General features: G+C 69.4%; 14 protein-coding genes and 1 CRISPR repeat array (1 of these 15 only partly in view). Of the genes, 6 read left to right on the top strand and 8 right to left on the bottom strand.

All coding sequences use genetic code 11. From position 1 onward, the window contains the following. A CRISPR array of direct repeats spans nt 1-2,812; the repeat unit is 28 nt; unit sequence GTGCTCCCCGCGCCAGCGGGGATGAGCC; it reaches 3,687 nt to the left of the window's first position. A gap of 299 nt (nt 2,813-3,111) precedes the next feature. Next, on the top strand, nt 3,112-3,534 hold the full coding sequence (locus ACFWGD_RS08010; protein WP_377778105.1) for a hypothetical protein: 423 nt from the start codon (nt 3,112-3,114) through the stop codon (nt 3,532-3,534). A 56-nt stretch (nt 3,535-3,590) separates the two neighbouring features. On the opposite strand, the gene clpB is transcribed toward ACFWGD_RS08010, so the two are convergent. Further along, nucleotides 3,591-6,161 carry an ATP-dependent chaperone ClpB gene (clpB, locus tag ACFWGD_RS08005; RefSeq protein ID WP_377778104.1) on the bottom strand — a complete coding sequence of 857 codons (2,571 nt, stop codon included), beginning with the start codon at nt 6,159-6,161 and terminating at the stop codon, nt 3,591-3,593. A 248-nt stretch (nt 6,162-6,409) separates the two neighbouring features. Here clpB and ACFWGD_RS08000 point away from each other — a divergent pair, with 248 nt between their 5' ends. Beyond that, nucleotides 6,410-7,690, top strand: coding sequence for an FAD-binding oxidoreductase (locus tag ACFWGD_RS08000; RefSeq protein ID WP_377778103.1), 1,281 nt, complete (start codon nt 6,410-6,412; stop codon nt 7,688-7,690). A 37-nt stretch (nt 7,691-7,727) separates the two neighbouring features. Further along, a complete protein-coding gene (locus tag ACFWGD_RS07995; protein ID WP_377778102.1) occupies nt 7,728-8,621 on the top strand; it encodes a fructose bisphosphate aldolase in 894 nt (297 codons plus the stop codon). 97 nt (nt 8,622-8,718) lie between these two features. Here ACFWGD_RS07995 and ACFWGD_RS07990 read toward each other — a convergent pair whose 3' ends face one another. Next, the gene (locus ACFWGD_RS07990) at nt 8,719-9,558 is read right to left on the bottom strand and encodes a carbon-nitrogen hydrolase family protein (RefSeq protein WP_377778101.1); all 840 of its coding nucleotides are present in this window, start codon (nt 9,556-9,558) and stop codon (nt 8,719-8,721) included. A 121-nt stretch (nt 9,559-9,679) separates the two neighbouring features. Here ACFWGD_RS07990 and ACFWGD_RS07985 point away from each other — a divergent pair, with 121 nt between their 5' ends. After that, a complete protein-coding gene (locus ACFWGD_RS07985; protein ID WP_377778100.1) occupies nt 9,680-9,973 on the top strand; it encodes a hypothetical protein in 294 nt (97 codons plus the stop codon). Beyond that, nucleotides 9,955-11,379, top strand: a complete 1,425-nt coding sequence (locus ACFWGD_RS07980; RefSeq protein ID WP_377778098.1) for an alpha/beta hydrolase — start codon at nt 9,955-9,957, stop codon at nt 11,377-11,379. Before ACFWGD_RS07985 ends, ACFWGD_RS07980 begins: the two co-directional genes overlap by 19 nt. On the opposite strand, the gene ACFWGD_RS07975 is transcribed toward ACFWGD_RS07980, so the two are convergent. The 5 genes from ACFWGD_RS07975 to dnaK form a co-directional block, all read right to left on the bottom strand. Next, nucleotides 11,372-12,394, bottom strand: coding sequence for a PTS sugar transporter subunit IIC (locus ACFWGD_RS07975; protein WP_377778188.1), 1,023 nt, complete (start codon nt 12,392-12,394; stop codon nt 11,372-11,374). The two genes, ACFWGD_RS07980 and ACFWGD_RS07975, sit on opposite strands and share 8 nt — an antisense overlap. Before the next feature lie 312 nt (nt 12,395-12,706). Beyond that, nucleotides 12,707-13,054: a heat shock protein transcriptional repressor HspR gene (locus ACFWGD_RS07970; protein ID WP_377778187.1), complete on the bottom strand. Its 348-nt coding sequence runs from the start codon at nt 13,052-13,054 to the stop codon at nt 12,707-12,709. A 96-nt stretch (nt 13,055-13,150) separates the two neighbouring features. Next, complete coding sequence (gene dnaJ, locus ACFWGD_RS07965; protein WP_377778097.1) at nt 13,151-14,368, bottom strand: molecular chaperone DnaJ; 1,218 nt, start codon at nt 14,366-14,368, stop codon at nt 13,151-13,153. Nucleotides 14,369-14,411: 43 nt separating this feature from the next. Further along, nucleotides 14,412-15,047, bottom strand: coding sequence for a nucleotide exchange factor GrpE (grpE, locus tag ACFWGD_RS07960; RefSeq protein ID WP_377778095.1), 636 nt, complete (start codon nt 15,045-15,047; stop codon nt 14,412-14,414). After that, the gene (gene dnaK, locus ACFWGD_RS07955) at nt 15,048-16,898 is read right to left on the bottom strand and encodes a molecular chaperone DnaK (protein WP_377778094.1); all 1,851 of its coding nucleotides are present in this window, start codon (nt 16,896-16,898) and stop codon (nt 15,048-15,050) included. A gap of 541 nt (nt 16,899-17,439) precedes the next feature. Here dnaK and ACFWGD_RS07950 point away from each other — a divergent pair. After that, entirely contained in the window at nt 17,440-21,288 is a 3,849-nt protein-coding gene (locus ACFWGD_RS07950; RefSeq protein ID WP_377778092.1) for a heterodisulfide reductase-related iron-sulfur binding cluster, read from the top strand. Nucleotides 21,289-21,678: 390 nt separating this feature from the next. Here the strand turns inward: ACFWGD_RS07950 and ACFWGD_RS07945 are convergent, their stop codons facing one another. Then, on the bottom strand, nt 21,679-22,740 hold the full coding sequence (locus tag ACFWGD_RS07945) for an ABC transporter substrate-binding protein (RefSeq protein ID WP_377778091.1): 1,062 nt from the start codon (nt 22,738-22,740) through the stop codon (nt 21,679-21,681). Between the last annotated feature and the right edge of the window lie 66 nt (nt 22,741-22,806).

Here is a 22,806-nt window from a genome sequence, read left to right as displayed (position 1 = left end):
AGCCCCTCGAATCGGTTGTCCGCGGCTACGCCGGGGGGTGCTCCCCGCGCCAGCGGGGATGAGCCCCCGTGGCCCACGATCATCTGCGCCGTCGCCCTGTGCTCCCCGCGCCAGCGGGGATGAGCCGTGGTTAGCCGGGACGCCAGACTGCGCAGACATGTGCTCCCCGCGCCAGCGGGGATGAGCCCGCATTCTGCATGCCGCGAATCGTGGAGGAATGGTGCTCCCCGCGCCAGCGGGGATGAGCCCTGCTTCCACTCCATCGGCAGATGCCACGGCAGGTGCTCCCCGCGCCAGCGGGGATGAGCCCGTGGATTTCAACGCCACGCTAGCCGAGTGGAAGTGCTCCCCGCGCCAGCGGGGATGAGCCCATCTACCGTCACGCGGTCGCCGGGCCGCCACGGTGCTCCCCGCGCCAGCGGGGATGAGCCCTGGTCCGGGATATCGAACACGGACAGTGCCTTGTGCTCCCCGCGCCAGCGGGGATGAGCCGGGTGAGTGCACGTTGCCGGGGTCGCATCACCTGTGCTCCCCGCGCCAGCGGGGATGAGCCCGCGTCCACCCCGATATCGCGGAGGAACTGGTGGTGCTCCCCGCGCCAGCGGGGATGAGCCCCGGCCACCGAAGCGGCGACCGCCGCGGCGCTGGTGCTCCCCGCGCCAGCGGGGATGAGCCGGCCGCGCCGACCTCGGCAACACCCACCCCGGTGTGCTCCTCGCGCCAGCGGGGATGAGCCCGCGGGCAAGGGGCACCTCACGAAAATCACTAGGTGCTCCCCGCGCCAGCGGGGATGAGCCCTCGCCGGCGATTTGGCGGCGGATGGGCTTCACGTGCTCCCCGCGCCAGCGGGGATGAGCCGGCTGTGCCCGACAAGTAGGCGGTGAGCAATGGGTGCTCCCCGCGCCAGCGGGGATGAGCCCAACCGCGTTCCGGAAAGCTTGAAGTTCCGGCAGTGCTCCCCGCGCCAGCGGGGATGAGCCGTTCGCCCATGCGCGGGATTACCTCGGGCTGCGGTGCTCCCCGCGCCAGCGGGGATGAGCCCGGAGAACCGCGGTGACCGACCCCTGCGCCATCGTGTGCTCCCCGCGCCAGCGGGGATGAGCCCTGCATGTTCGCCACGAACGGGGCAATCCACGTGTGCTCCCCGCGCCAGCGGGGATGAGCCGTCACGCCCGTATACCGTGGCTGGCGGCGGGAGGTGCTCCCCGCGCCAGCGGGGATGAGCCCTACCGCCCTCGGAACGCCAGTGGCGGGTGATGGTGCTCCCCGCGCCAGCGGGGATGAGCCCTCGCCATCCGCCAGCCACACGGGGATGGTGTCGTGCTCCCCGCGCCAGCGGGCATGAGCCCCCGTCCTCGTGGTCGGGGCCGATGACCGAGCAGTGCTCCCCGCGCCAGCGGGGATGAGCCCAAGGCTGCAGGCCGCGCCGCCAACACGCCGTCGTGCTCCCCGCGCCAGCGGGGATGAGCCCCGCCCGGAGCCGTCGAGCTCCAGCGCAACGTCGTGCTCCCCGCGCCAGCGGGGATGAGCCGCCTGCGGAGCTGGAAGCCGTGGAGCTCACGGCGTGCTCCCCGCGCCAGCGGGGATGAGCCGGCGGTGCAGAGCTTCCTCGGCTCATACGCCGGGTGCTCCCCGCGCCAGCGGGGATGAGCCCACGTCCACCGGCTCCGGCGCGAAGCAAGACGAGTGCTCCCCGCGCCAGCGGGGATGAGCCGTCCAGGACCGGGCGGCCGATGTTCTCCCACGCGTGCTCCCCGCGCCAGCGGGGATGAGCCCGTCTACTACTTCGGCGCCGAGCACGTCCCCGGGTGCTCCCCGCGCCAGCGGGGATGAGCCGCCGAGCAACATCGAGCTGGAGCTCGTCGACGAGTGCTCCCCGCGCCAGCGGGGATGAGCCCGTTCGACTCCTGGTGCCTGCAGGAAGACGGCCGTGCTCCCCGCGCCAGCGGGGATGAGCCCGGCACCATCCCCGATGAAGGGCACGTCGAGGGGTGCTCCCCGCGCCAGCGGGGATGAGCCCCGGCATCCCGTCCTCGCGGAAGCGATCGAGGTGTGCTCCCCGCGCCAGCGGGGATGAGCCCGTCGGCAACGGCTTCGGCACCTACGGCGCCGTGTGCTCCCCGCGCCAGCGGGGATGAGCCGAGGTCACCGTGACCTCGACCGTCGAGGTCGCCGTGCTCTCCGCGCCAGCGGGGATGAGCCCATCCCCCCGGCGTTGAGCTCCACGCGGATCGGGTGCTCCCCGCGCCAGCGGGGATGAGCCCCGACGCCGAGCTCGGCCATGTGGACCTCCTAGGTGCTCCCCGCGCCAGCGGGGATGAGCCCGGGTGATGGTTCATGGGCGCACCCCCTGGAACGTGCTCCCCGCGCCAGCGGGGATGAGCCGTCCGACCGCCCTAGGTTCGATAGGCCGGGTTCGTGCTCCCCGCGCCAGCGGGGATGAGCCCGTGCCGTATGCACGCACTTAAAATCCGTGAGGGTGCTCCCCGCGCCAGCGGGGATGAGCCGAGGTCGCGGCACCACGTCGGGAAGTCGATGCCGTGCTCCCCGCGCCAGCGGGGATGAGCCCCGCACCCACACCGCGCCGGCCGCGCCAACCGCGTGCTCTCCGCGCCAGCGGGGATGAGCCCTGGGCCACGCAGCCGCCGGCGATGAAGCATCAGTGCTCCCCGCGCCAGCGGGGATGAGCCCTGTTCGGACCTGTGCCAGCCGTTCCAGGGTCGGTGCTCCCCGCGCCAGCGGGGATGAGCCCCCGCCTGAAATTCAACCCCGCCGGGTTCCACCGTGCTCCCCGCGCCAGCGGGGATGAGCCGATGTACGGCGCGATCAATAGCGGTCTGGCCGCAAGCGCGTCGAGCGTTCTAGGACAACGTCCCGAACGTGTCCTGTGCGTGATTGATCGCCGCGCCGAAAAAGCCCTTCGCAAAGCCGGGGTCGGTGAAGATCGAGATGACGATGTCGAGCATGTGAATGTCCCTTCCGTTGCACGTATCCGCGATGCGGTTGCCCACGAGAAGTAGCACGTAGAACGGGCAAAACGCGCGAGGCACGCACGCTGACCGCCGCCCTAACGGTGTTGCTTCCGGGTGCGCGGCGGAATACGTTTGAGTGATGAACGTCGCCACGCAGGTTCGCCGCACCACCACCGCATCGACGTTGGCCGTGGCCGCACTGGTGATCGCGGCGTGCACGGCGGAAGAGGGGATCCCGGAGGCGTCGGAAAGCAACGATTCAGGCTCCATCGAACTGAGCGTATCCCCCGACCCGGTCACGCTGAACGACTCAGGCACCGCCGAATACACCGCCGAATGGAAGGCCGAAGCCGCCTCCGACGCCGACGAGAACTGCGAGTTCGTGGTCACCGTCAGCGATCCCGACCAGCAGGTCATCCACTCCGTGCCGGTGTCCGGCTGCGACAGCTCGATGAGCATGTCCCTCGTCGATGGCGCCGGCGAACTCGAAGCCGGCGACTACGTCGTCGAGCTCGAGCGCGACGGCGAGCGCGCCGAAGCCAAGTTCACGCTGGAGAAGTAGGAACGCGAAAAGCGGGCCGGGTGTTTCCACCCGGCCCGCTTTCATGTGTTGGTTACCTACTCCTCGTCGCGGGGCTCGCCGGTGATGGCGAGCTTGTCGCCATCCTCGGAAACCCGGACCAGGACGCGGTCACCGTCGCGGACATCGCCGGCGAGCAGGCGCTTGGCCAGCTCATCGCCGATGGCCTTCTGCACCAGACGGCGCAGCGGACGGGCACCATAGGCCGGGTCGTAGCCGCGCTCGGCCAGCCAATCCAGCGCCACTTCATCGACGTCGAGCACCAGGCGGCGGGCCGACAGCCGGGCCGCCAGCTGCGCGACCTGGATGTCCACGATGCCGCGCAACTGCTCCTGCGACAGGGCGTCGAAGATGACCACGTCATCCAGGCGGTTGATGAACTCCGGCTTGAACGCCGACTTCACCGCCGTCATCACCTGCTCCCGGGTACCGCCGGCACCCAGGTTCGAGGTCAGGATCAGGATGGTGTTGCGGAAATCGACCGTGCGGCCCTGGCCATCGGTCAGGCGGCCTTCGTCCAGGACCTGCAGCATCACGTCGAAGACATCCGGGTGGGCCTTCTCCACTTCGTCGAAAAGCACGACCGTGTACGGGCGACGCCGCACGGCCTCGGTCAGCTGCCCACCGGCATCGTAGCCGACGTAACCCGGAGGGGCACCGATCAGCCGGGCCACCGAGTGCTTCTCGCCGTACTCCGACATGTCGATGCGCACCATCGCGCGCTCATCGTCGAACAGGAACTCCGCCAGCGCCTTCGCCAGCTCCGTCTTGCCCACGCCCGTCGGGCCCAGGAACAGGAAGGAACCGGTGGGGCGATCCGGATCCGCGACGCCCGCACGGGTGCGGCGCACCGCATCCGAGACGGCCACCACGGCCTCCTCCTGGCCGACCACGCGCTCGCCCAGGACCGACTCCATGGACAGCAGCTTCTCGGTCTCGCCCTGCATCATCTTGCCCGCCGGAATGCCCGTCCAGGCGCTGACGACGTCGGCGACCTCCTGCGGAGAGACCTCCTCGTTGAGCATCGACTCGCCCTGCGACTCCTCCACCGCGGCCTCCGCCTCCGCGAGCTGCTTCTCCAGCTCCGGGATGCGGCCGTACCGCAGCTCGGCGACGCGGCCGTAATCGCCCTCGCGCTCGGCCTTCTCCGACTCCGTGCGCAGCTGATCGAGCTCCTCGCGGACGACGCGGACGTCATCGATGGAGGTCTTCTCGTTCTGCCAGCGCGTCTTCAGCTGCGTCAGCGTCTCGCGCTCGTTGGCCAGCTCCTCGCGCAACTTGGTCAGGCGCTCGGCGGAGGCGACGTCGGTCTCCTTCTCCAGCGCCATCTCCTCGATCTCCAGCCGGCGCACCACGCGCTCGGCGGAATCGATCTCCTCCGGGGAGGAGTCGATCTCCATGCGCAGGCGCGACGCGGCCTCGTCGACCAGGTCGATCGCCTTGTCCGGCAAGAACCGCGACGTGATGTAGCGGTCCGACAGCGACGCGGCGGCGACCAGCGCGGAGTCGGTGATGCGCACGCCGTGGTGCACCTCGTACCGCTCCTTCAGGCCGCGCAGGATGCCGATGGTGTCCTCCACCGACGGCTCGCCCACGAAGACCTGCTGGAAACGGCGCTCCAGCGCGGCGTCCTTCTCGATGTACTTGCGGTACTCGTCCAGCGTCGTCGCACCGACCAGCCGCAGCTCGCCGCGGGCGAGCATCGGCTTGATCATGTTGCCCGCATCCATCGACCCGTCGCCGGTCGCGCCGGCGCCGACGATGGTGTGGATCTCGTCGATGAACGTGACGATCTGCCCATCCGACTCCTTGATCTCGTCGAGCACCGCCTTCAGGCGCTCCTCGAACTCGCCGCGGTACTTCGCGCCGGCGACCATCGAACCCAGGTCGAGGCTCATCAGGGTCTTGCCCTTCAGCGACTCCGGGACATCGCCCGCGACGATGCGGCGGGCCAGGCCCTCCACGATCGCGGTCTTGCCCACGCCGGGCTCGCCGATGAGCACCGGGTTGTTCTTCGTGCGGCGCGACAGCACCTGCACCACGCGCCGGATCTCCGAATCGCGCCCGATGACCGGGTCGATCTTGCCCTCGCGGGCCCGCGCCGTCAGATCCGTCGCGTACTTCTCCAGCGCCTGGTACTGCTCCTCCGGGTCCTCCGAGGTCACGCGCCGGTTGCCGCGCACGGACGTCAGCGCGCCCTTGAGCGCCTCCGGCGTCGCACCGGCATCCTGCAGCGACTTCGCGGCCTCCGACTGCCCGGTGGCAATGCCGATGAGCAGGATCTCGGCGGAGACGTATTCGTCGCCAAGCTCACCCGCAAGCTCCTCGGCCGCGGTCAGCGCATTGAGCGCATCGCGGTTGAACTGCGGGTTCGCCATGTTCGAGCCCTGCGCCGTGGGGTAGCCCGCGACGAGCTCGCGGGCGCGGGTCAGCGCCGCCTTCGGCTCGACGCCCGCGGCGGTGAGCAGCGGCGCGGCGATGCCATCTTCCTGCTCCAGCATTGCCACCAGCAGGTGGCCGGGCCGGATGTCTGGGTTGCCCGCGGCGGACGCGGACTTCAGCGCCGCCTGCAGGGCCTCATTCGTCTTGGTGGTCGGGGTGAACGACATGGTCCTCGTCCTTTCGGGGTGTCATTGATTCATTCGCATGTGAGTCGATCGCGCTCAACTCCGCTCCCGGGTTGCCACGATCGTAGCCATTCATGCTCTGCAACGCCCCCAGGGTTGAGCCTGTTCCACTCAACCCTGCCATTTTCCGTGATCCCCGTCACAAACGGGTGGCCGCACCGGGTGATTAATAGCATTTTCCGGGACCTTCTTTACCGCCTTCAAAGGCCGCCGTGCCATCCTGGCTCATCATGGAACACACCCGCCGTCTCATGCGCGCGGCCGCCGCGTTCGGGCGACTGTCCCCCACCATCGGCGCCGAAGCCTTCCGCAGGCTCCTCGACGCCGAGCCGCGCTTCCGCCACATGTTCGGCGGCTCGAAGACCGCGCTGCGCGACCAGTTCATGTCGGCGCTGTCCTTCGCGCTGACCGCCCGCGCCGACGTCGGCCGCTTCCCCGCCTCCGCCACCGCGCGCCTGCGGCAGCTGGCCCGCGACAACCGGAAGTTCGGCGTCGCCCCGCGCGACTACTCCACGCTGGCCGAGCACCTCCTCGACGTCTTCGGCGAGCGCCTGCCCGCCGGCGCCGACTCCGCCGCCCAGATCGCGGCCGTGCGCGGGATCGTCGACGAGGCCATGGGCGTCATCGCCGCGGCCGCCCGCGACGCCGAGCTCGCCGACGGCCCCGCCACCTTCACCGGCCGCGTCCTCGAGGTCCAGCGCCGCACCCGCGACATCGCCGTCATCCGCATCCACTGCCCCGAGCCGATCCCCTTCACCGTCGGCCAGCACCTGCCCATCCGCTCGCCGCTGGCGCCGGGCATCTGGCGCGATTATTCGCCGGCCCTGCCGCCGAATCCGGAGGGCCTTCTGGAGTTCCACGTCCGCATCGTCGATGGCGGCGCCGAGTCGCGCCCGCTGGTCGCGGCCTCGCGCCCCGGCGACGAGTGGACCTTCGGCACCCCGCGCGGCAGCCTGGGCCGGGTCCTCGACGAGTACCGCACCCCGCTTTACGACGGCCCGCCCACCGGCAGGCACCACCTCCCCGAACCGGCGCCGCGGGAGATCGTCATGGTGGCCGGCGGCACCGGGCTCGCCCCCTTGCGCGCGCTGATCATGGAGGCCGCCGACCTGCCGGCGCCGCCGCCGATCCACCTCATCTGGGGCGCCCGCACGCCGGGCGAACTGTACGACCTCCGGACGGTGACCGAGCTCGCGCGCAACCTGCCGAATCTGACGGTGACCACGGCCGTCGAAAAGCGAAAAGATGCGCCGCTGACCAACCCTGGCCCGTTCGGCGCGCACCCGGCCGCGCCGATGCCCAGGTTGGGGGTGGCCGCGGACGTTGCGGCGCGCATGCACCGGGACGGCGCGCTGGCCGGAAAGACCGTGCTCATCGCGGGTCGCGGCGAGATGATCGAGGCGACCCGGCGGCGGCTGATCGACGCCGGCGCTGACCCCCGGTCCATTCACCACGACCCCGTGGCCAAGACCACCGCGCGACGGGAAGCGGCCCGGGCCGTCCTTGACTAGGCTGGTGACGAACACCCTTCCCGACGAAAGGACACGCATGAACGCCATTAACCCGGAGCAGGCCAAGCAGATGACCGAGGGCAAGGGCTTCATCGCCGCCCTCGACCAGTCCGGTGGTTCCACCCCGAAGGCGCTCGGCCTGTACGGCGTCACCGAGGATCAGTGGACCAACGAGGACGAGATGTTCGACCTGGTCCACGAGATGCGCACGCGCATCATCAAGTCCCCGTCGTTCAACTCCGACCACATCCTCGGCGCGATCCTGTTCGAGCAGACCATGGACCGCGAGATCGACGGCATGCCCACCGCGCAGTACCTGTGGGAGAAGAAGGGCGTCGTCCCGTTCCTGAAGACCGACAAGGGCCTGGCCGACAAGGCCAACGGCGTGCAGCTGATGAAGCCGTGCCCCGACCTTGACGAGCTCCTCGAGCGCGGCGTGGCCAAGGGCATCTTCGGCACGAAGATGCGTTCCTTCGTCGCCGAGGCGAACGAGGCCGGCATCAAGGAGAACGTCGACCAGCAGTTCGAGTTCGCCAAGCAGGTCCTCTCGCACGGCCTGGTCCCGATCGTCGAGCCCGAGGTGGACATCAACGCCGCCGACAAGGCCGAGGCCGAGGCCATCCTGCGCGACGAGCTGATCAAGCACCTCGACGCCCTCCCCGAGGGCGAGCAGGTCATGATCAAGGTGACCATCCCCTCCGAGGATGGCTTCTACACCCCGCTGGTCGAGCACCCCAAGTGCATGCGCGTCGTCGCCCTCTCCGGCGGCTACCCGCGCGAGGAGGCCAACGAGCGCCTCTCCCGCCAGCCCGGCATGATCGCTTCCTTCTCCCGCGCGCTGTCCGAGGGCCTGTCGGCCCAGCAGACCGCCGAGGAGTTCGACGCCACCATGGCCGATTCCGTGAAGGGCATCTACGAGGCCTCGCTGTAAAGCGCGCCGCGTCAGACGAGTGACGCCCCGCACCGGTTCATTCCGGTGCGGGGCGTTCGTCGCTCTTCTGGGTGTGGTTTAGGCGGGGCGGGCCGGGCTACTTCCGGATTTCCAGCACCGGGATGGACTTGCGGATGCGCTCGACCTCGTCGAGGTCCACGTCCGCGATGAGCAGCTGCGGCGCAAAGCCGGCTTGGGCGACGACCTCGCCGTCGGGGCTGGACAGGATGGAATGGCCGACGCCGACGGGGCCCGCCGGCTTGCCGGCCTTGGCCGCGCCACCCGGGCGGGCGGCGTCGACGGCGGCGATGAAGCACGTCGAATCCAAGGCGCGGGCGGCGACGAGCGCCTCCCACTGGCGGACCTTGCCCGGGCCGTCGTTCCACGACGCCGGCAGCACGATGACCGCGGCGCCCTTCTGCGCGAGTTCCACGAACTGTTCCGGGAACCGCACGTCGAAGCACGTGGCCAGGCCGACGCGCACGGTGCGGCGGACCTCCGCCTCCCCCACCGGCACGTCGATGACCACCAGGTCTTCGCCGGGGGCGACGGTGTCGGATTCGCGGAACCCGAAGGCGTCGAAAAGCCTGATCTTGTCGTAGTGGGCATCGACGTCGGGCCCCGTGGCCAGCAGCGTGTTGTGCACGCGCCGGAGTTCCTTGCCGTCGCGCTCGACGACGTCGGCGGGGCGGAACATGCCCAGGACGACGGTGACGCCGGCGTCGGCCGCCGCGGCGCGGACCTCCGTGGCGAAGGGCCCGTCGAGCGGCTCCGCGACGGTGTCCAAGCGGCCCGTGTTGAAGGCCTTCATCGTGGCTTCGGGGAAAACCACCAGGTCAGCGCCTGCGTCGGCGGCGCGGACGATGGTGTCCTTGACCTGGCCGAGGTTCTCCTGCGGCTCGGCGGACAGTTCCAGCTGGGCGAGTGCGATGCGCATGCGACCGACGTTACCGGGGTTCATCCACAGGCGGGGGTGGTGCGGGGATTCATCCACAATCGGGGCGGTTTCCGGCCCGCGCCGACGTGCGCCGATCCGCGCGGGCGGGGACCCTGCGGGCATGACGAACACGGGGATGACGGTGAGTCCGCGGGCCCTGCGCGGGCTCGGCGAGATGCTGGCGGTCCAGGGCCACCGGGTGCGGGGGCTCGGGTCGACGCTTTCCGACGACGCCGAGATGGCCGGGGCACGGGCTTGGGGCGAGTTGATCCACGGCGCGATGCTCTGGCGCGAGGAACTCACCCGCGAAGGAGATGCGGTGGAAACGCTCGGTGTGACCGCCCGACGCATCGCCGCCGGAATCGAAGATTGCGATGGATCCAATGGAGAAGCGCTGTGTCCGACATCAACATGATCCTCGCCTGGAAGCCGGAGACACTCGAACAAGCTGCGGCGTCATGGCGGGGCGCGGGCAGGCGTTTGGCCGATGCAGCGGAAAAGGTGGCGCGCAGCGTCGACTCGGTGCCGATCGCGGAACTCGCCGGCCCAATTCGGGAGGAAGGGGCATCCACCGCGAAAGACCGGGCGGCCCGATTGCGGCGGGACGCCGCAGCCCTCGACCGATTCGCCGGCGAACTCGAGGGTGCGGGCAAGAGGATCACGGCGGCGCAGAATCGGCTCGCACTGGCCGTCGCCGATGCCGAGCGCGACGATTTCCTCGTCGATCGTGCGACGGGACTCGTGCTGTCCAACGGTGCCAGGGCCAAGAGCGTCACCGACTTGGGCGGGACGGCAATGAGGCTCGGCCATCACCGGCAGAACATCGCCAACCGCGTGCGCGAGGCCATGGTCGCCGATGAACGAAGCGCGAACCAGCTGCGCGACCAGTTCCCCGCCGGGGCACACTTGACCACTCCGGGAATGCCGTTGGGCCGGGTCGAGGGGGTGGCGGGGCTCCCCGCCCTTCAGGCCGCCGAAGTGGAGCGCGTGCGGGGATCATCGGGATACGAAGCCGGTGCGGAGGTGGAGGTCATCGACACCGACCCCGGCACCACCGCAGTCGCGCTGGGAGATCCCCGTACCGCCGAGCACGTGATCACGCTCGTGCCGGGAACGGGCTCGACCGCCGAGGAGCTGGAGCGCCACATCGAGCGAGCCCGGTGGATGCATGGCCCCGACGTCGCCGTGATCGCGTGGACCTACGACGCTCCCCCTGGACTGGTCAGCGCCGCCAGCGCCGAGTACCACGACCGGGCGGCCACGTCGTTCCAGGCGTTCCAGTCCCAGGTCGCCGAAAATCCGAACACGAAACTGACGGTCATGGGGCACAGCTACGGCGCGACGCTGGTGGCGCAATCGACGAAGGGAAAAGGACTGCACGCGGACGCCGTCGTTCTCGCCGGTTCCCCGGGCGCCGGGCCCGGGGTCAAGACCGTCAAAGACATGCGCCTGAACAAGCAGGATGGGACGCCGCACGATCCCGCGCAGAACGGCCGGAGGGTGATCACCGTGACGTCGCCCGATGACCCGATCAAGTTCGTCGGCGCCATCCCGCTGCACGGTGCGGACGTCAACTCCCGATGGTTCGGCGCGAATCGAATGGACATCACCGACCGGGTGGAATCGAAGGACCGCTTCTTCCTGAACCCTCGCGGACGGATGAAGGCCCATACCGAGGACTATTTCCCCGACCCAGTCTTCCGCGAACGATTGGACGCGACCACGTCGACGATTCCCGGTTCGGGTCCCGGTTCGGACGTCCGGACCGGATCGACCGCCGAGCCGGACCCGGGCCCGGTTCCGGCTTCCGGCCCTACGTGAAGTTGAGCTCGTAATGCTCGCTGCGCACCCAGCCGATGCGGGAGAACAGGAAGTTGAACAAGATCGACAGCGCCAGCGGCAGCGCGACGAACACCACCGCGATGATCGCCAGGTTGCCGGCGGTCCAGCCCCAGCCCTCGTAGTTGAGCGCCGCCAGCGGGCCCACCAGACCGGAAATGCCGAAGCCCGCCGAAATCGGCGTGCCCGAAATGCCCACGGCACCGCCCACGCCACCGACGATGGCGGCCGTGCACACCACCGGCAGGAAGATGATCGGCCGGGAGAACACGTTGGCCATCTGCACCTTGGGGGAACCGAGGACGTGGAGGAGGGACGTCGCAAAGCCATTGGCCCTCCACCCGCCGACCAGCAGCCCGAAGCCCGCCGCGACCACGCCCAAATTCGCCGTGCCCGACGCCACGCCCTCCATGAAAATCGCCGTGGCGATGCCGACCGTCGACACCGGCGAGACAATCATCACCGCGAACAACACCGCCAGCACCATGCCCATGACGATCGGCTGCAGCGACGTCGCACCATTGACCAGCCCGCCCAGCCACACCGTGAGCACCTTGACCACCGGGAACGTGACCACCCAGCCGATGCCGCCGGCGACCAGCGTGACGATCGTCGACAACAGCAGAATCGTGTAATTGCCCAGCTTCTCGCCGATGAGCAGCAGCAGACCGACGGCAATCGCCGCGGTGAGGCCCGAATTGATCACCAGGCCCGTGCCCTGCAGATGGAAGCCGCCCGCCGGATCCGGCACCGCCACGCCGGACCCGCACACCGCCGCGATGCCCGTCGCCGCCGTCTGGATCGGGGTCAGCGTGAACTGCATGGCGACGAGAATGCCGATGAGGATCGGCAGCATCGACGACGCCAGCGTCACCAGCTCGATGACCGTCTCGCCCGCCGGGAACACCGGCAGCAGCGCCTTGAACAACTCGCCGAGCAGCGCCTGCGGCACCAGCGCCACGACGACCGCAATGGAAATGCCGTTGAGCACCTTCATGGTGAACGAGCCGGCGGTCTCGCGCGGCGCGTCGGTGGGGTTATTGGCCGAGTCGGCGGGGGAAGTGGCGTCGGCGGAGTTGTTGGCGCCGGAGTCACCAGCGCCGGAGTTGTCGGGGTGCGCGTCCCGAACCTGAGTGTCAGACATACCGAAAATGTAATTGCCGGCCCGGTGCTGTTACGCATCGGACCGGCAAGGGCGTCAGAAAGTGCACATTTTAGGCGCCCCGAAAATCGCGACCTGCGGTTTTGCGGAGCGGTGGTAGTACTTTGCGACGCCCCGGCGGCAGCGCAAGCCGCCGCGGCGCCCCGATCAGTCGCCGTCGGTGCGGCGGCGCCGTCGGGTGCGCGGCTCCCACATCACCACGGCCGTCGACCGGGGAACGTGGACGATCTCGCCGCGGGGACGACCGCGGCGCGACTCCGCCTCGTTGAGCTGGGCGCGCAACGCGGCATTTTCGTTCTCCAGCTGCTCCACGCGCCCATTGAGCTCGATGATCGACTTGATGCCCGCGAGATTGACGCCCTCCTCCTGGGACAGGCGCTGGATCTCGCGAAGCAGCGCGACGTCGCGCTGCGAGTAGCGGCGACCGCCGCCACTCGTGCGCTGCGGCGTGACCAAACCCAGGCGGTCATAATTGCGCAAGGTCTGCGCGTGCATGCCCGCCAGGTCGGCCGCCACCGAGATGACGTACACCTCGGTGCGCGACTCAGTACGCGCCCCAGAACCGGATTCCTCAGCTGCCACCGCGATCACCTACTTCGCGCCGGCCCAGCCGTCGCGCGGATTGAAACCGCCGGCGCGCTCGGCCTCGACGTAGGAACGCAATGCGGAGGCGGCGGCGTCGTCAAGCTTCTGCGGAACCTGCACCCGCACCGTGACCAGCAGATCACCCGGGGTACCGGAACGCTTGGGCACGCCGCGGCCGCGAACGCGCAGCGTGCGGCCATCGGCCGTGCCCGCCGGAACGCGGACCCGGACCTTGCCATCGAGGGTGGGCACCGTGATCGTGCCGCCCAGAGCCAGCTCGCCGAAGCTCACCGGCACCGTCACCTCGAGATCATCGCCCGAGCGGGTGAAGATCTCATCCGGCCGGACATGCACCGTGACGAACAGATCGCCGGCCGGGCGGCCCCGCAGGCCCGCCTCGCCCTGGCCCGCCAAACGGACCTTCTGCCCATCGACGACGCCCGCGGGCACCCGCACCGTGATGGTGCGGCGGCGCGTGGTCACGCCCGTGCCCGAACAATCCGCGCACGGATCCTCGATCTTCGTGCCCTGCCCACCGCAATCCGGGCAGGGAGCGGAAAACCCGAAGGCCCCGCGCTGCTCGTTGGTGAAACCCGAACCATGGCAGGTCCCGCACGTCACCGGGTGGGTGCCCGGCTTCGCGCCCGAACCATGGCACGTCGTGCACGGCGACGGATTGGTCAGCTGCAGCGGAATGGTGACGCCCTTGGCGGCCTCGCGGAAATCGAGGGTGATCTCGGTTTCCACGTCCGCCCCGCGGCGCGGCCGCGCGGAACGGCCCGCGCCACCGGCGCCACCGGCACCGCCGCCGCGATTGACGAACCCATTGAGGAAATCGCCGAGACCGCCGCTGCCGCCACCTTCGCCGAAGATGTCGGAGACGTTGAAGTCGAACCCGCCGGCACCACCGGGGGCGCCGGGCCCGGACGTCGAAAAGCCACCGCCGCCGAAACCACCGCCCGCGCCCGGGAAGCGGAACCCGCCCCCGGCCAACGCGGACCGCAGCTCGTCGTACTCGCGGCGCTTGTCGGCGTCGCCGATGACCGAATAGGCCTCGGAGACCTTCTTGAAACGGTCCTCCGCCTTCGCATCACCCGGATGGGTGTCCGGGTGATTGTCCCGGGCGAGCTTGCGGTACGCCTTCTTGATCTCGTCCTGGTCCGCGGACTTGGAGACGCCCAGATCCGCGTAATAGTCCTTGTCCGCCCATTCACGCTGGGTCATCGGACATCTCCTCCTTCCGTGGTTGGCACCCGACCGGAACCGGTCAGGACGGGTCGGCGATGAGGACCATCGCCGTGCGGATCAACCGCTCATCCAGGCGGTAACCCTTGCGCAGCACCGCGCCGACGACCTTCTCGTCGCCCGTCGACGTGTCCTGCACGGCCTCGTGGATCGAGGGGTCGAACTCCTCGCCCTCCGCGCCGAAGGACGTGATCTTCAGCGAGGCCAGCGTCGTGCGGAACTTGTCCGCGAAGGCCTTCATCGGGCCCTCGGCGGACAGGTCGCCGTGCTGCTCCGCGCGGTCGAGATCATCGGCCAGGCTCAGCAGCTCGCCGGCGACCGACGCCTTGGCCAGCTCACGGTCCAGCTGGCGGTCGCGGTCCACGCGGCGCCGGAAATTGGCGTACTCCGCGGACACGCGCTGCAGATCGCCCGTGCGCTCGTCGAGCTCCGCCTGGAGACGGGAAGTCTCGTCGGCGGCGGGGCCGGCGGGGTCCGCCTCAGCGCCGGCCTCGGCGGCGTCGGCCTGCGCCTCGGCACCAGCCTCAGCCTCGGCACCGGCATCAACGGCGCCATCGAACGCGGCGTCGTCGAAGCCCTGTGCCGCCGCGGCCTCGGCCGGGTTGGCGTCCGGACCGGCGCCCCGGTCGGTGAAGGGGTTGTCGGTCGGATTCGTCATTTACTTGGCGTCCTTATCGTCCTCGTCGACGACCTCGGCATCCACGACGTTGTCGTCGGCCGGGGCCTCGCCGGCCTCACCGGCGTCGGCCTGGGTCGCGCCCTGCGCGGCCTCGGACTCGTAGATGGCCTTGCCCATCTCCTGGGACTCGGTCGACAGCTTCTCCACCGCGGTCTTGATGGCCTCGATGTCGGAGCCCTTCAGCGCCTCGTCGACGCCCTTGGCGGCCTCTTCGACGCGCTCCTTGATGTCGTCGGAGACCTTGTCCTCGTTGTCCGTGACGAACTTGCGGGTCTGGTAGACCATCGACTCGGCGGAGTTGCGGACCTCCTGCTCCTCGCGGCGCTTGCGGTCCTCCTCGGCGTGGGCCTCGGCATCCTTGATCATCTGGTCGATCTCGTCCTGCGACAGGCCGGAACCGTCCTGGATGGTGATGGTGGACTCCTTGCCGGTGCCCTTGTCCTTGGCGGTGACGTGGACGATGCCGTTGGCGTCGATGTCGAAGGTGACCTCGATCTGCGGCACGCCGCGCGGCGCCGGGGCGATGCCGCCCAGCTCGAAGGAGCCGAGCAGCTTGTTGGCGGCGGCCATCTCGCGCTCGCCCTGGAAGACCTGGATCTGCACGGAGGGCTGGTTGTCCTCGGCGGTGGTGAAGGTCTCGGAGCGCTTGGTGGGGATGGTGGTGTTGCGCTCGATGAGCTTCGTCATCACGCCGCCCTTGGTCTCGATGCCCAGGGACAGCGGGGTGACGTCGAGGAGCAGCACGTCCTTGACCTCGCCGCGCAGCACGCCGGCCTGCAGGGCGGCGCCGACGGCGACGACCTCGTCCGGGTTGACGCCCTTGTTCGGCTCGCGGCCGCCGGTCATCTCCTTGACCAGGTCGGACACGGCCGGCATGCGGGTGGAGCCGCCGACGAGGACGACGTGGTCGATGTCGGCCACGGGGATGTCGGAGTCGGCGAGCACCTGCTGGAACGGCTTGCGGGTGCGGTCGAGCAGATCCTGGGTGATCTTCTGGAACTCGGTGCGCGTCAGGGTCTCGTCGAGGAACAGCGGGTTCTTCTCGGAGTCGACGGTGATGTACGGCAGGTTGATGGTGGCCTGCTGCGACGACGACAGCTCGATCTTCGCTTTCTCGGCGGCCTCGCGCAGTCGCTGCAGCGCCATCTTGTCCTTGGTCAGGTCGATGCCCTGCGAGGACTTGAACTTCTCCACCAGCCAGTCGACGATGCGCTGGTCCCAGTCGTCGCCGCCGAGCTTGTTGTCGCCGGCGGTGGCGCGGACCTCGACGACGCCGTCGCCGATTTCCAGCAGGGAGACGTCGAAGGTGCCGCCGCCCAGGTCGAAGACCAGGATGGTCTGGTCCTTGTCGTTCTTCTCCAGGCCGTAGGCCAGGGCGGCCGCGGTGGGCTCGTTGACGATGCGCAGGACGTTGAGGCCGGCGATCTGGCCGGCTTCCTTGGTGGCCTGGCGCTCGGAGTCGGAGAAGTACGCCGGCACGGTGATGACGGCGTCGGTGACGTCCTCGCCCAGGTAGGACTCGGCGTCGCGCTTGAGCTTCATCAGCGTGCGCGCGGAGATCTCCTGCGCGGTGTACTTCTTGTCGTCGATGTCGACGCTCCAGTCGGTGCCCATGTGGCGCTTGACGGAGCGGATGGTGCGGTCGACGTTGGTGACCGCCTGGTTCTTGGCCGACTGGCCCACCAGCACCTCGCCGTTCTTGGCGAAGGCGACGACCGACGGGGTGGTGCGCGAACCCTCGGAGTTCGCGATGACGACGGCCTCGCCGCCCTCCAGCACCGACACGACGGAGTTGGTGGTGCCCAGGTCGATACCGACTGCACGTCCCATGATTGATGTCCTCCTGTTTTCGGGGCCGGTTCGCGGCCCGCGTTCTGTGTTTGTGAGTTGCTCGTTGTCTTGCTCGGTGATGACGTTAAGCGTCTGGCGCTCAAGTTTGCCGAAGGTCCCGATCCGCGTCAAGCGCACCGTCCCGGTTCTTGAGTGCCATCCACTCAACCTTTCACACTCCACAACGGGCCTCCCGGCAAAGTTGTTCCCACTCGACTCAACTTTTCCGATGTGATCCCAATCACCCCCGTGTCCCGGATTTTTCCCGCGCACCACGCCGTCGCCGACCCCGCTTGACGACGGCCACGCGGGACCCGAATCGTCGTAAAGCGCAGTTAGTGGCGGTTAACTGAAATTAGGTCATGAAAATGTGTGCAAAATTCTCACCTGCACCGCTCCGACCAGCGCAACCCCCGTTTGCGAAATCCGTTCGACCTGCCACGACGCTCGTGATATACCTCACAAGAGAACTATCTGCGTTCGGCCGTCACCCGCGGCCGCACGCACAGCCACCGTTCACGCCGACACTGATAGGAACGTCATGAGCGTGCTTCACCTCGCGGCCGATACCGCCGGCGATGCCGTGACCTCTAACGGGTTCACCATCACCGTCGGATTCATCGGGCTGCTGCTGTCCCTGCCCTGCTGGTTCGTGTTCATCAAGGGCTTCGCGCACATGGTCCGCACCATCATGGTCGGCCAGAAGACCCACGGACACACCGGCGACTGGGGCGCCCGCATCTGGACCACGATCAAGGAGATCGTCGGCCACACCAAAATGGCCAAAAAGCCCGGCGTCGCCGTGGCCCACTGGTTCGTCATGGTCGGCTTCCTCCTCGGCTCGCTCGTCTGGTTCGAGGCCTACATCCAGACCTTCAACCCCGCCGGCGGCTGGCCGATCCTCAAGGATCTCGCCGCCTGGCACTTCATCGACGAGCTGCTCGGCCTGGGCACCACCCTGGGCATCCTCGCGCTGATCATCGTCCGCCAGACCAACCTGGGCAAGGAACGGCTCAGCCGCTTCTACGGCTCCAACGCCAAGGCCGCCTACTTCGTCGAGGCCGTCGTGCTCATCGAGGGCCTGGGCATGCTCATGGTCAAGGCCGCCAAGCTGGCCACCTACGGCGACGGCCACGTCCACTGGACCGACTTCGTCACCGGGTGGATTGCCAAGGTCCTGCCCGAGTCGCCCGAATTCGTGTCCATCATGGCGCTGATCAAGCTGCTGTCCGGCATGATCTGGCTGTTCATCGTCGGCCGCAATCTCACCTGGGGCGTCGCGTGGCACCGCTTCCTGGCGTTCGCCAACATCCTGCTGCGCCGCAACGCCGACGGCACCAACGCCCTCGGCGCCGCCAAGCCCATGACCTCCCGGGGCGAGATCATCGACCTGGAAGAAGCCGACCCCGAGGTCGACTCCATGGGCACCGGCGTGGTCACCGACCACTCCTGGAAGGCCCTGCTGGACTTCACGTCCTGCACCGAGTGCGGCCGTTGCCAGGAGCAGTGCCCCGCCTGGAACACCGCCAAGCCCCTGTCGCCGAAGCTGCTGGTCAACCAGCTGCGCGACCACGCCTACCGTTCCGCGCCCTACCTGCTCGCCGGCAAGGGCGGCGAGGTCGAGGGCGGTCCCGTGGGTGCCGACGGCGAGGGCGCCGACGGCACCGGCCTCGAAGGCGCCGGCCAGGGCTCCGGCCTGCTCACCCTGCCGCTGGTCGGCGAGGGCGACGCCGGCGTCATCGACCCCGACGTCCTGTGGTCCTGCACCAACTGCGGCGCCTGCGTCGAGCAGTGCCCCGTGGACATCGAGCACATCGACCACATCATCGACATGCGCCGCTACCAGGTGCTCGTCGAGTCGGACTTCCCCACCGAGCTGGCCGGCCTGTTCAAGAACCTCGAGACCAAGGGCAACCCGTGGGGCCAGAACGCCTCCACCCGCGCCGACTGGATCAACGAGGTCCGCCAGGACGGCGTCGTCGTGCCCGTGTGGGGCGAGGACGTCGACAGCTTCGACGACACCGAGTACCTCTTCTGGGTCGGCTGCGCCGGCGCGTACGACGACAACGCCAAGAAGACCACCAAGGCCGTCGCGGAGATGCTGTACACCGCCGGCGTGAAGTTCGCGGTGCTGTCGCAGGCCGAGGGCTGCAACGGCGACTCCGCCCGCCGCGCGGGCAACGAGTTCCTGTTCCAGATGCTCGCCGAGCAGAACATCGAGCAGCTGGGCGAGGTGTTCGAGGGCGTGCCGCCGAAGCAGCGCAAGATCGTCGTCACGTGCGCGCACTGCTTCAACACCTTCAAGAACGAGTACCCGGAGCTGGGCGGCCAGTACCACGTCGTCCACCACACGCAGCTGCTCAACCAGCTGGTGCGCGACAACCGCCTGCAGCCGGTGTCGTCCGGCCAGGGCCGCCAGGTCACCTACCACGACCCGTGCTTCCTGGGCCGCCACAACAAGGTGTTCGAGGCTCCCCGCGAGCTGATCGGGGCCTCGGGCGCCAACCTCGTCGAAATGCCGCGCAACAAGAACACCGGCTTCTGCTGTGGCGCCGGCGGCGCGCGCATGTGGATGGAAGAGACCATCGGCGAGCGCATCAACGTCAACCGCACGCAGGAGGCCCTGGAGACCGGGGCGTCGGCGATCGCGATCGGCTGCCCCTTCTGCAAGACCATGATGTCCGACGGCGTGAACAACCTCGCCGAGGACGACGACACGAAGCCCGAGGTCCTGGACATCGCCCAGATGATCCGCGACTCCGTGCTTGTCGACGGTGCCCTCCCGCAGCCCCGCCAGCCCGAGTGGATCCAGCAGCCCGAGCGCGGTTGGGTCGACACCGAGGCCATCGAGGCCGAGGAGCGCGCCCGCGCCGAGGAGGAGGCCGCCAAGCAGAAGGCCGCCGAGGAAGCCGAGGCGAAGAAGAAGGCGGAGGCCGAGAAGAAGTCGGCCGAGCAGAAGTCGTCCGGCGCCGCTGCCGCCGCCGGTGGTGCTGCCGTGGCCGGTGCCGCTGGTGCCGCTGGTGCCGCCGCCGCAGGTGGCGCGCCGAAGCCGGGCGGCGCCAAGGGCGGTGCCCCTGCTCCGGGCGGTGCGCCCAAGCCGGGCGGCGCTCCCGCTCCGGGCGGTGCGCCGAAGGCTGGCGCCCCTGCCCCGGGTGGCGCTCCCAAGCCGGGCGGTGCCAAGTCCGGTGCCCCGGCTCCGGGCGGCGCTCCCGTCCCGGGTGGTGCGAAGTCCGCTGGCGCTCCCGCTCCGGGCGGTGCCAAGTCCGCCGGTGCTCCCGTGCCCGGTGGCGCCAAGTCCGGCGCTCCCGCTCCGGGTGGAGCTCCCGTCCCGGGTGGCGCGAAGTCCGCTGGCGCCCCCGTGCCCGGCGGCGCCAAGTCCGGCGCTCCGGCTCCGGGCGGCGCCCCCAAGCCCGCCGGCGCTCCCGCTCCGGGCGGTGCCAAGTCCGCCGGTGCCCCCGTGCCCGGTGGTGCTAAGAAGGGCGCTCCGGTTCCAGGCGGTGCCCGCGGCGCGGCTGCGGCTCCGGTTGCCGACACCCAGGCACCGGCCGAAACTCCCGCCGAGCCCGAGGTGACGCAGGAGGCTCCGCAGGCCGAGGCCCCGAAGACCGCCGGTGGCGCGCCCGTTCCGGGTGGCGCTCGCCGTGGTGCCCCGGTGCCGGGTGGTGCCCGCAAGGCCGCCGCCGCGCCGACGCCGCCGACGGATGCCGGTGCCCCCGACGCACACGCCTCGGCTGAGGAGACCCCCGCCGACGACGTGTCCGCCGAGCCCACCGAGGCTCCTCAGGAGGCGACCGACGCCATGGAGGCGCAGGTCGAGCAGCTCGAGGCCGATTCGTCGCAGTCCCACGAGGTCGAGGACGCCGACGCTGCCGCCGAGGTCGCCGACACCGCGGAGACCACCGACGGCACCGCCGCCGAGACCGCTGAAGCCGCTGAGACCACCGAGGCTCCGGCCCAGGCCACCACTTCGCGCGGCGTGCCGCTGCCGGGTGGTGCCCGTCGGGGTGCCCCGGCTCCGGGCGGCGCTCGCAAGGCGGCTCCGGCTGCTGCGGCGACTGCTGCGGCCGTGGCCCCGGCTGCTGCAGCTGCCGCGACGACCGAGGAGGCTGCTGCCGAGCCGGCCGAAGCCACCGCGCCCGCCGATGCCACCGAGGCCCCGGCGGAAACCCAGGTCGAGGACGCGCCGGTTGCGGAGGCCCCGCAGACCGACGCCCCGGCCGAGGCTCCCGCCGAACCGGTCGAGGAGACTCCGGTCGAGGAGGCCGCGTCCGCCGAGGCCACCGCCACCGAGGCCCCCGCCGCTGCTGCCCCGGCTGCTCCGGCGACGGACATGCCGCGCAACGACAAGGGCGTCCCGCTCCCGGGATTCTCGCGCCGCAACGCCAAGTAGCGCGGTGAACATGACGGGGATCGGGACGTCGTAAAGCAACCCGATACGAGGAGGAGGGTCCACCCGGGCCCTCCTCCTTTCGCGTGCGCGAATCACATCAAGCCGGATGAGTCGCCGTCGTGCTCAACCCCATGCGTAACTAGCGGCGCGGGAATACCCCCAAACGACTCATCCCTCTTTGTCGCGACCAGGGGTTTTGCTGCGATGTGGTGAGTCATTTCGGGGGATCAGGGCTCGAAAACGTCAGGATCGACTCCACCTGGCAATTCCCGGCCCCCGCACCCCGCCGGAACGAGGGGACGACAGCGGCCCCACACCATTCGCGACCCGATGGCACATTGCACGTGTCACAGGATCAGGCGGCGACGGGGTTCCAGCGCCCGCAAGGAGCTAGGACTCGAAGTGCTCGCGGAGTTCCTTCACCACGATCTCCGCACCCAGCGGACCGAGACCCAAGTACCAGGAATCGTCGGACACCCGATGGGCGCGACCCTCCTTGACCGCCGGCAGATTCTTCCACGCATCGCCCTCGATCACGGCGGTCTCCCCCGATGCATCCGGATCGCCGTAGCTGGACCAGAAGATGACGTCCGCATCAGCTTCGCCGATGCGCTCGGGCGAAATCTCCACCGCGTGGTCCTCAATGTTCTGGTTGGCGGGGCGGGCGATACCGGCGTCATCGAGGATGACGCCGATGAAAGTCGACTTCGCGTACAAGCGCAGGCGCTCGGGCATGAAACGGACCATGGACACGGTCACGTCGTCGGGCGCGATGTCGCGGACCTCGGCGACGGCGTCGGCGTACTCGTTGAGCACCTCACGCGCCTTCGCCTCCTTGCCCAGAGCCTCGCCCGCAAGCAGGAAGTTCTCCTTCCACGGCATACCGGGACGGATGGAGAATACGGTCGGGGCGATCTCCGCGAGCTGCGGGTAAATCTTCTCGGCGCGGACCTGGCTGCCGATGATCAGATCGGGCTGCAGCTCGGCGACCGCCTCGACGTTCACATCCGCGATGGTCCCGACCGACGGGATGCCCTCGACCTTGTCCGCCAGGTACGAGGGGACGGGGTTTTCGCCCCTGGTGGTCACGATCCCCACCGGCTTGATGCCCAGCGAAAGCACGGCGTCGAGTTCGCCGGTGTCCAGCACGACGACGCGCTCGGGGGCCGCGGGGATCTCGGTGGTGCCGCTGGCGTGGACGACGGTGCGGGGAAACTCGCCCTCGGGGGCATCGCTGCCCAGCTTGGCGGTTTCCTCGTCGGCGGTATGGAAGCGGGAGCCGCCGGCCGCGGCGTCATCGGAGCCCTGGGATCCCGCGGCGCCCGAATTTTCGTCTTGCCCCGAGGAGCAGGAAACGAGGGCCAGCGTGACCGCGACGGCGAGGAAAAGTGCGATGACCGGCATGATCCGGTGACGGAGCGCGAAGGTTCCGGTGTGCGAAGTGGAAATCATGAAGAGAGATTAGCCTATGCTTTTGTTCAATTGGTAGCCTCCCCTTCATGCCAACTCAAGCGAGGT

This window comes from Corynebacterium sp. NPDC060344 (assembly GCF_042725215.1).
Taxonomy (GTDB): domain Bacteria; phylum Actinomycetota; class Actinomycetes; order Mycobacteriales; family Mycobacteriaceae; genus Corynebacterium.
The sequence above is the reverse complement of the archived record's forward strand: the minus strand, read 5'-3'. Positions and strand labels throughout refer to the sequence as shown.

Excerpts from the sequence above, each read along its gene's own strand:
- ACFWGD_RS08010 (WP_377778105.1), top strand. The coding sequence starts at position 3,112 with ATGAACGTCGCCACGCAGGTTCGCCGCACCACCACCGCATCGACGTTG.
- clpB (WP_377778104.1), bottom strand. The coding sequence starts at position 6,161 with ATGTCGTTCACCCCGACCACCAAGACGAATGAGGCCCTGCAGGCGGCG.
- ACFWGD_RS08000 (WP_377778103.1), top strand. The coding sequence starts at position 6,410 with ATGGAACACACCCGCCGTCTCATGCGCGCGGCCGCCGCGTTCGGGCGA.
- ACFWGD_RS07995 (WP_377778102.1), top strand. The coding sequence starts at position 7,728 with ATGAACGCCATTAACCCGGAGCAGGCCAAGCAGATGACCGAGGGCAAG.
- ACFWGD_RS07990 (WP_377778101.1), bottom strand. The coding sequence starts at position 9,558 with ATGCGCATCGCACTCGCCCAGCTGGAACTGTCCGCCGAGCCGCAGGAG.
- ACFWGD_RS07985 (WP_377778100.1), top strand. The coding sequence starts at position 9,680 with ATGACGAACACGGGGATGACGGTGAGTCCGCGGGCCCTGCGCGGGCTC.
- ACFWGD_RS07975 (WP_377778188.1), bottom strand. The coding sequence starts at position 12,394 with ATGAAGGTGCTCAACGGCATTTCCATTGCGGTCGTCGTGGCGCTGGTG.
- ACFWGD_RS07970 (WP_377778187.1), bottom strand. The coding sequence starts at position 13,054 with ATGCACGCGCAGACCTTGCGCAATTATGACCGCCTGGGTTTGGTCACG.
- dnaJ (WP_377778097.1), bottom strand. The coding sequence starts at position 14,368 with ATGACCCAGCGTGAATGGGCGGACAAGGACTATTACGCGGATCTGGGC.
- grpE (WP_377778095.1), bottom strand. The coding sequence starts at position 15,047 with ATGACGAATCCGACCGACAACCCCTTCACCGACCGGGGCGCCGGTCCG.
- dnaK (WP_377778094.1), bottom strand. The coding sequence starts at position 16,898 with ATGGGACGTGCAGTCGGTATCGACCTGGGCACCACCAACTCCGTCGTG.
- ACFWGD_RS07950 (WP_377778092.1), top strand. The coding sequence starts at position 17,440 with ATGAGCGTGCTTCACCTCGCGGCCGATACCGCCGGCGATGCCGTGACC.
- ACFWGD_RS07945 (WP_377778091.1), bottom strand. The coding sequence starts at position 22,740 with ATGATTTCCACTTCGCACACCGGAACCTTCGCGCTCCGTCACCGGATC.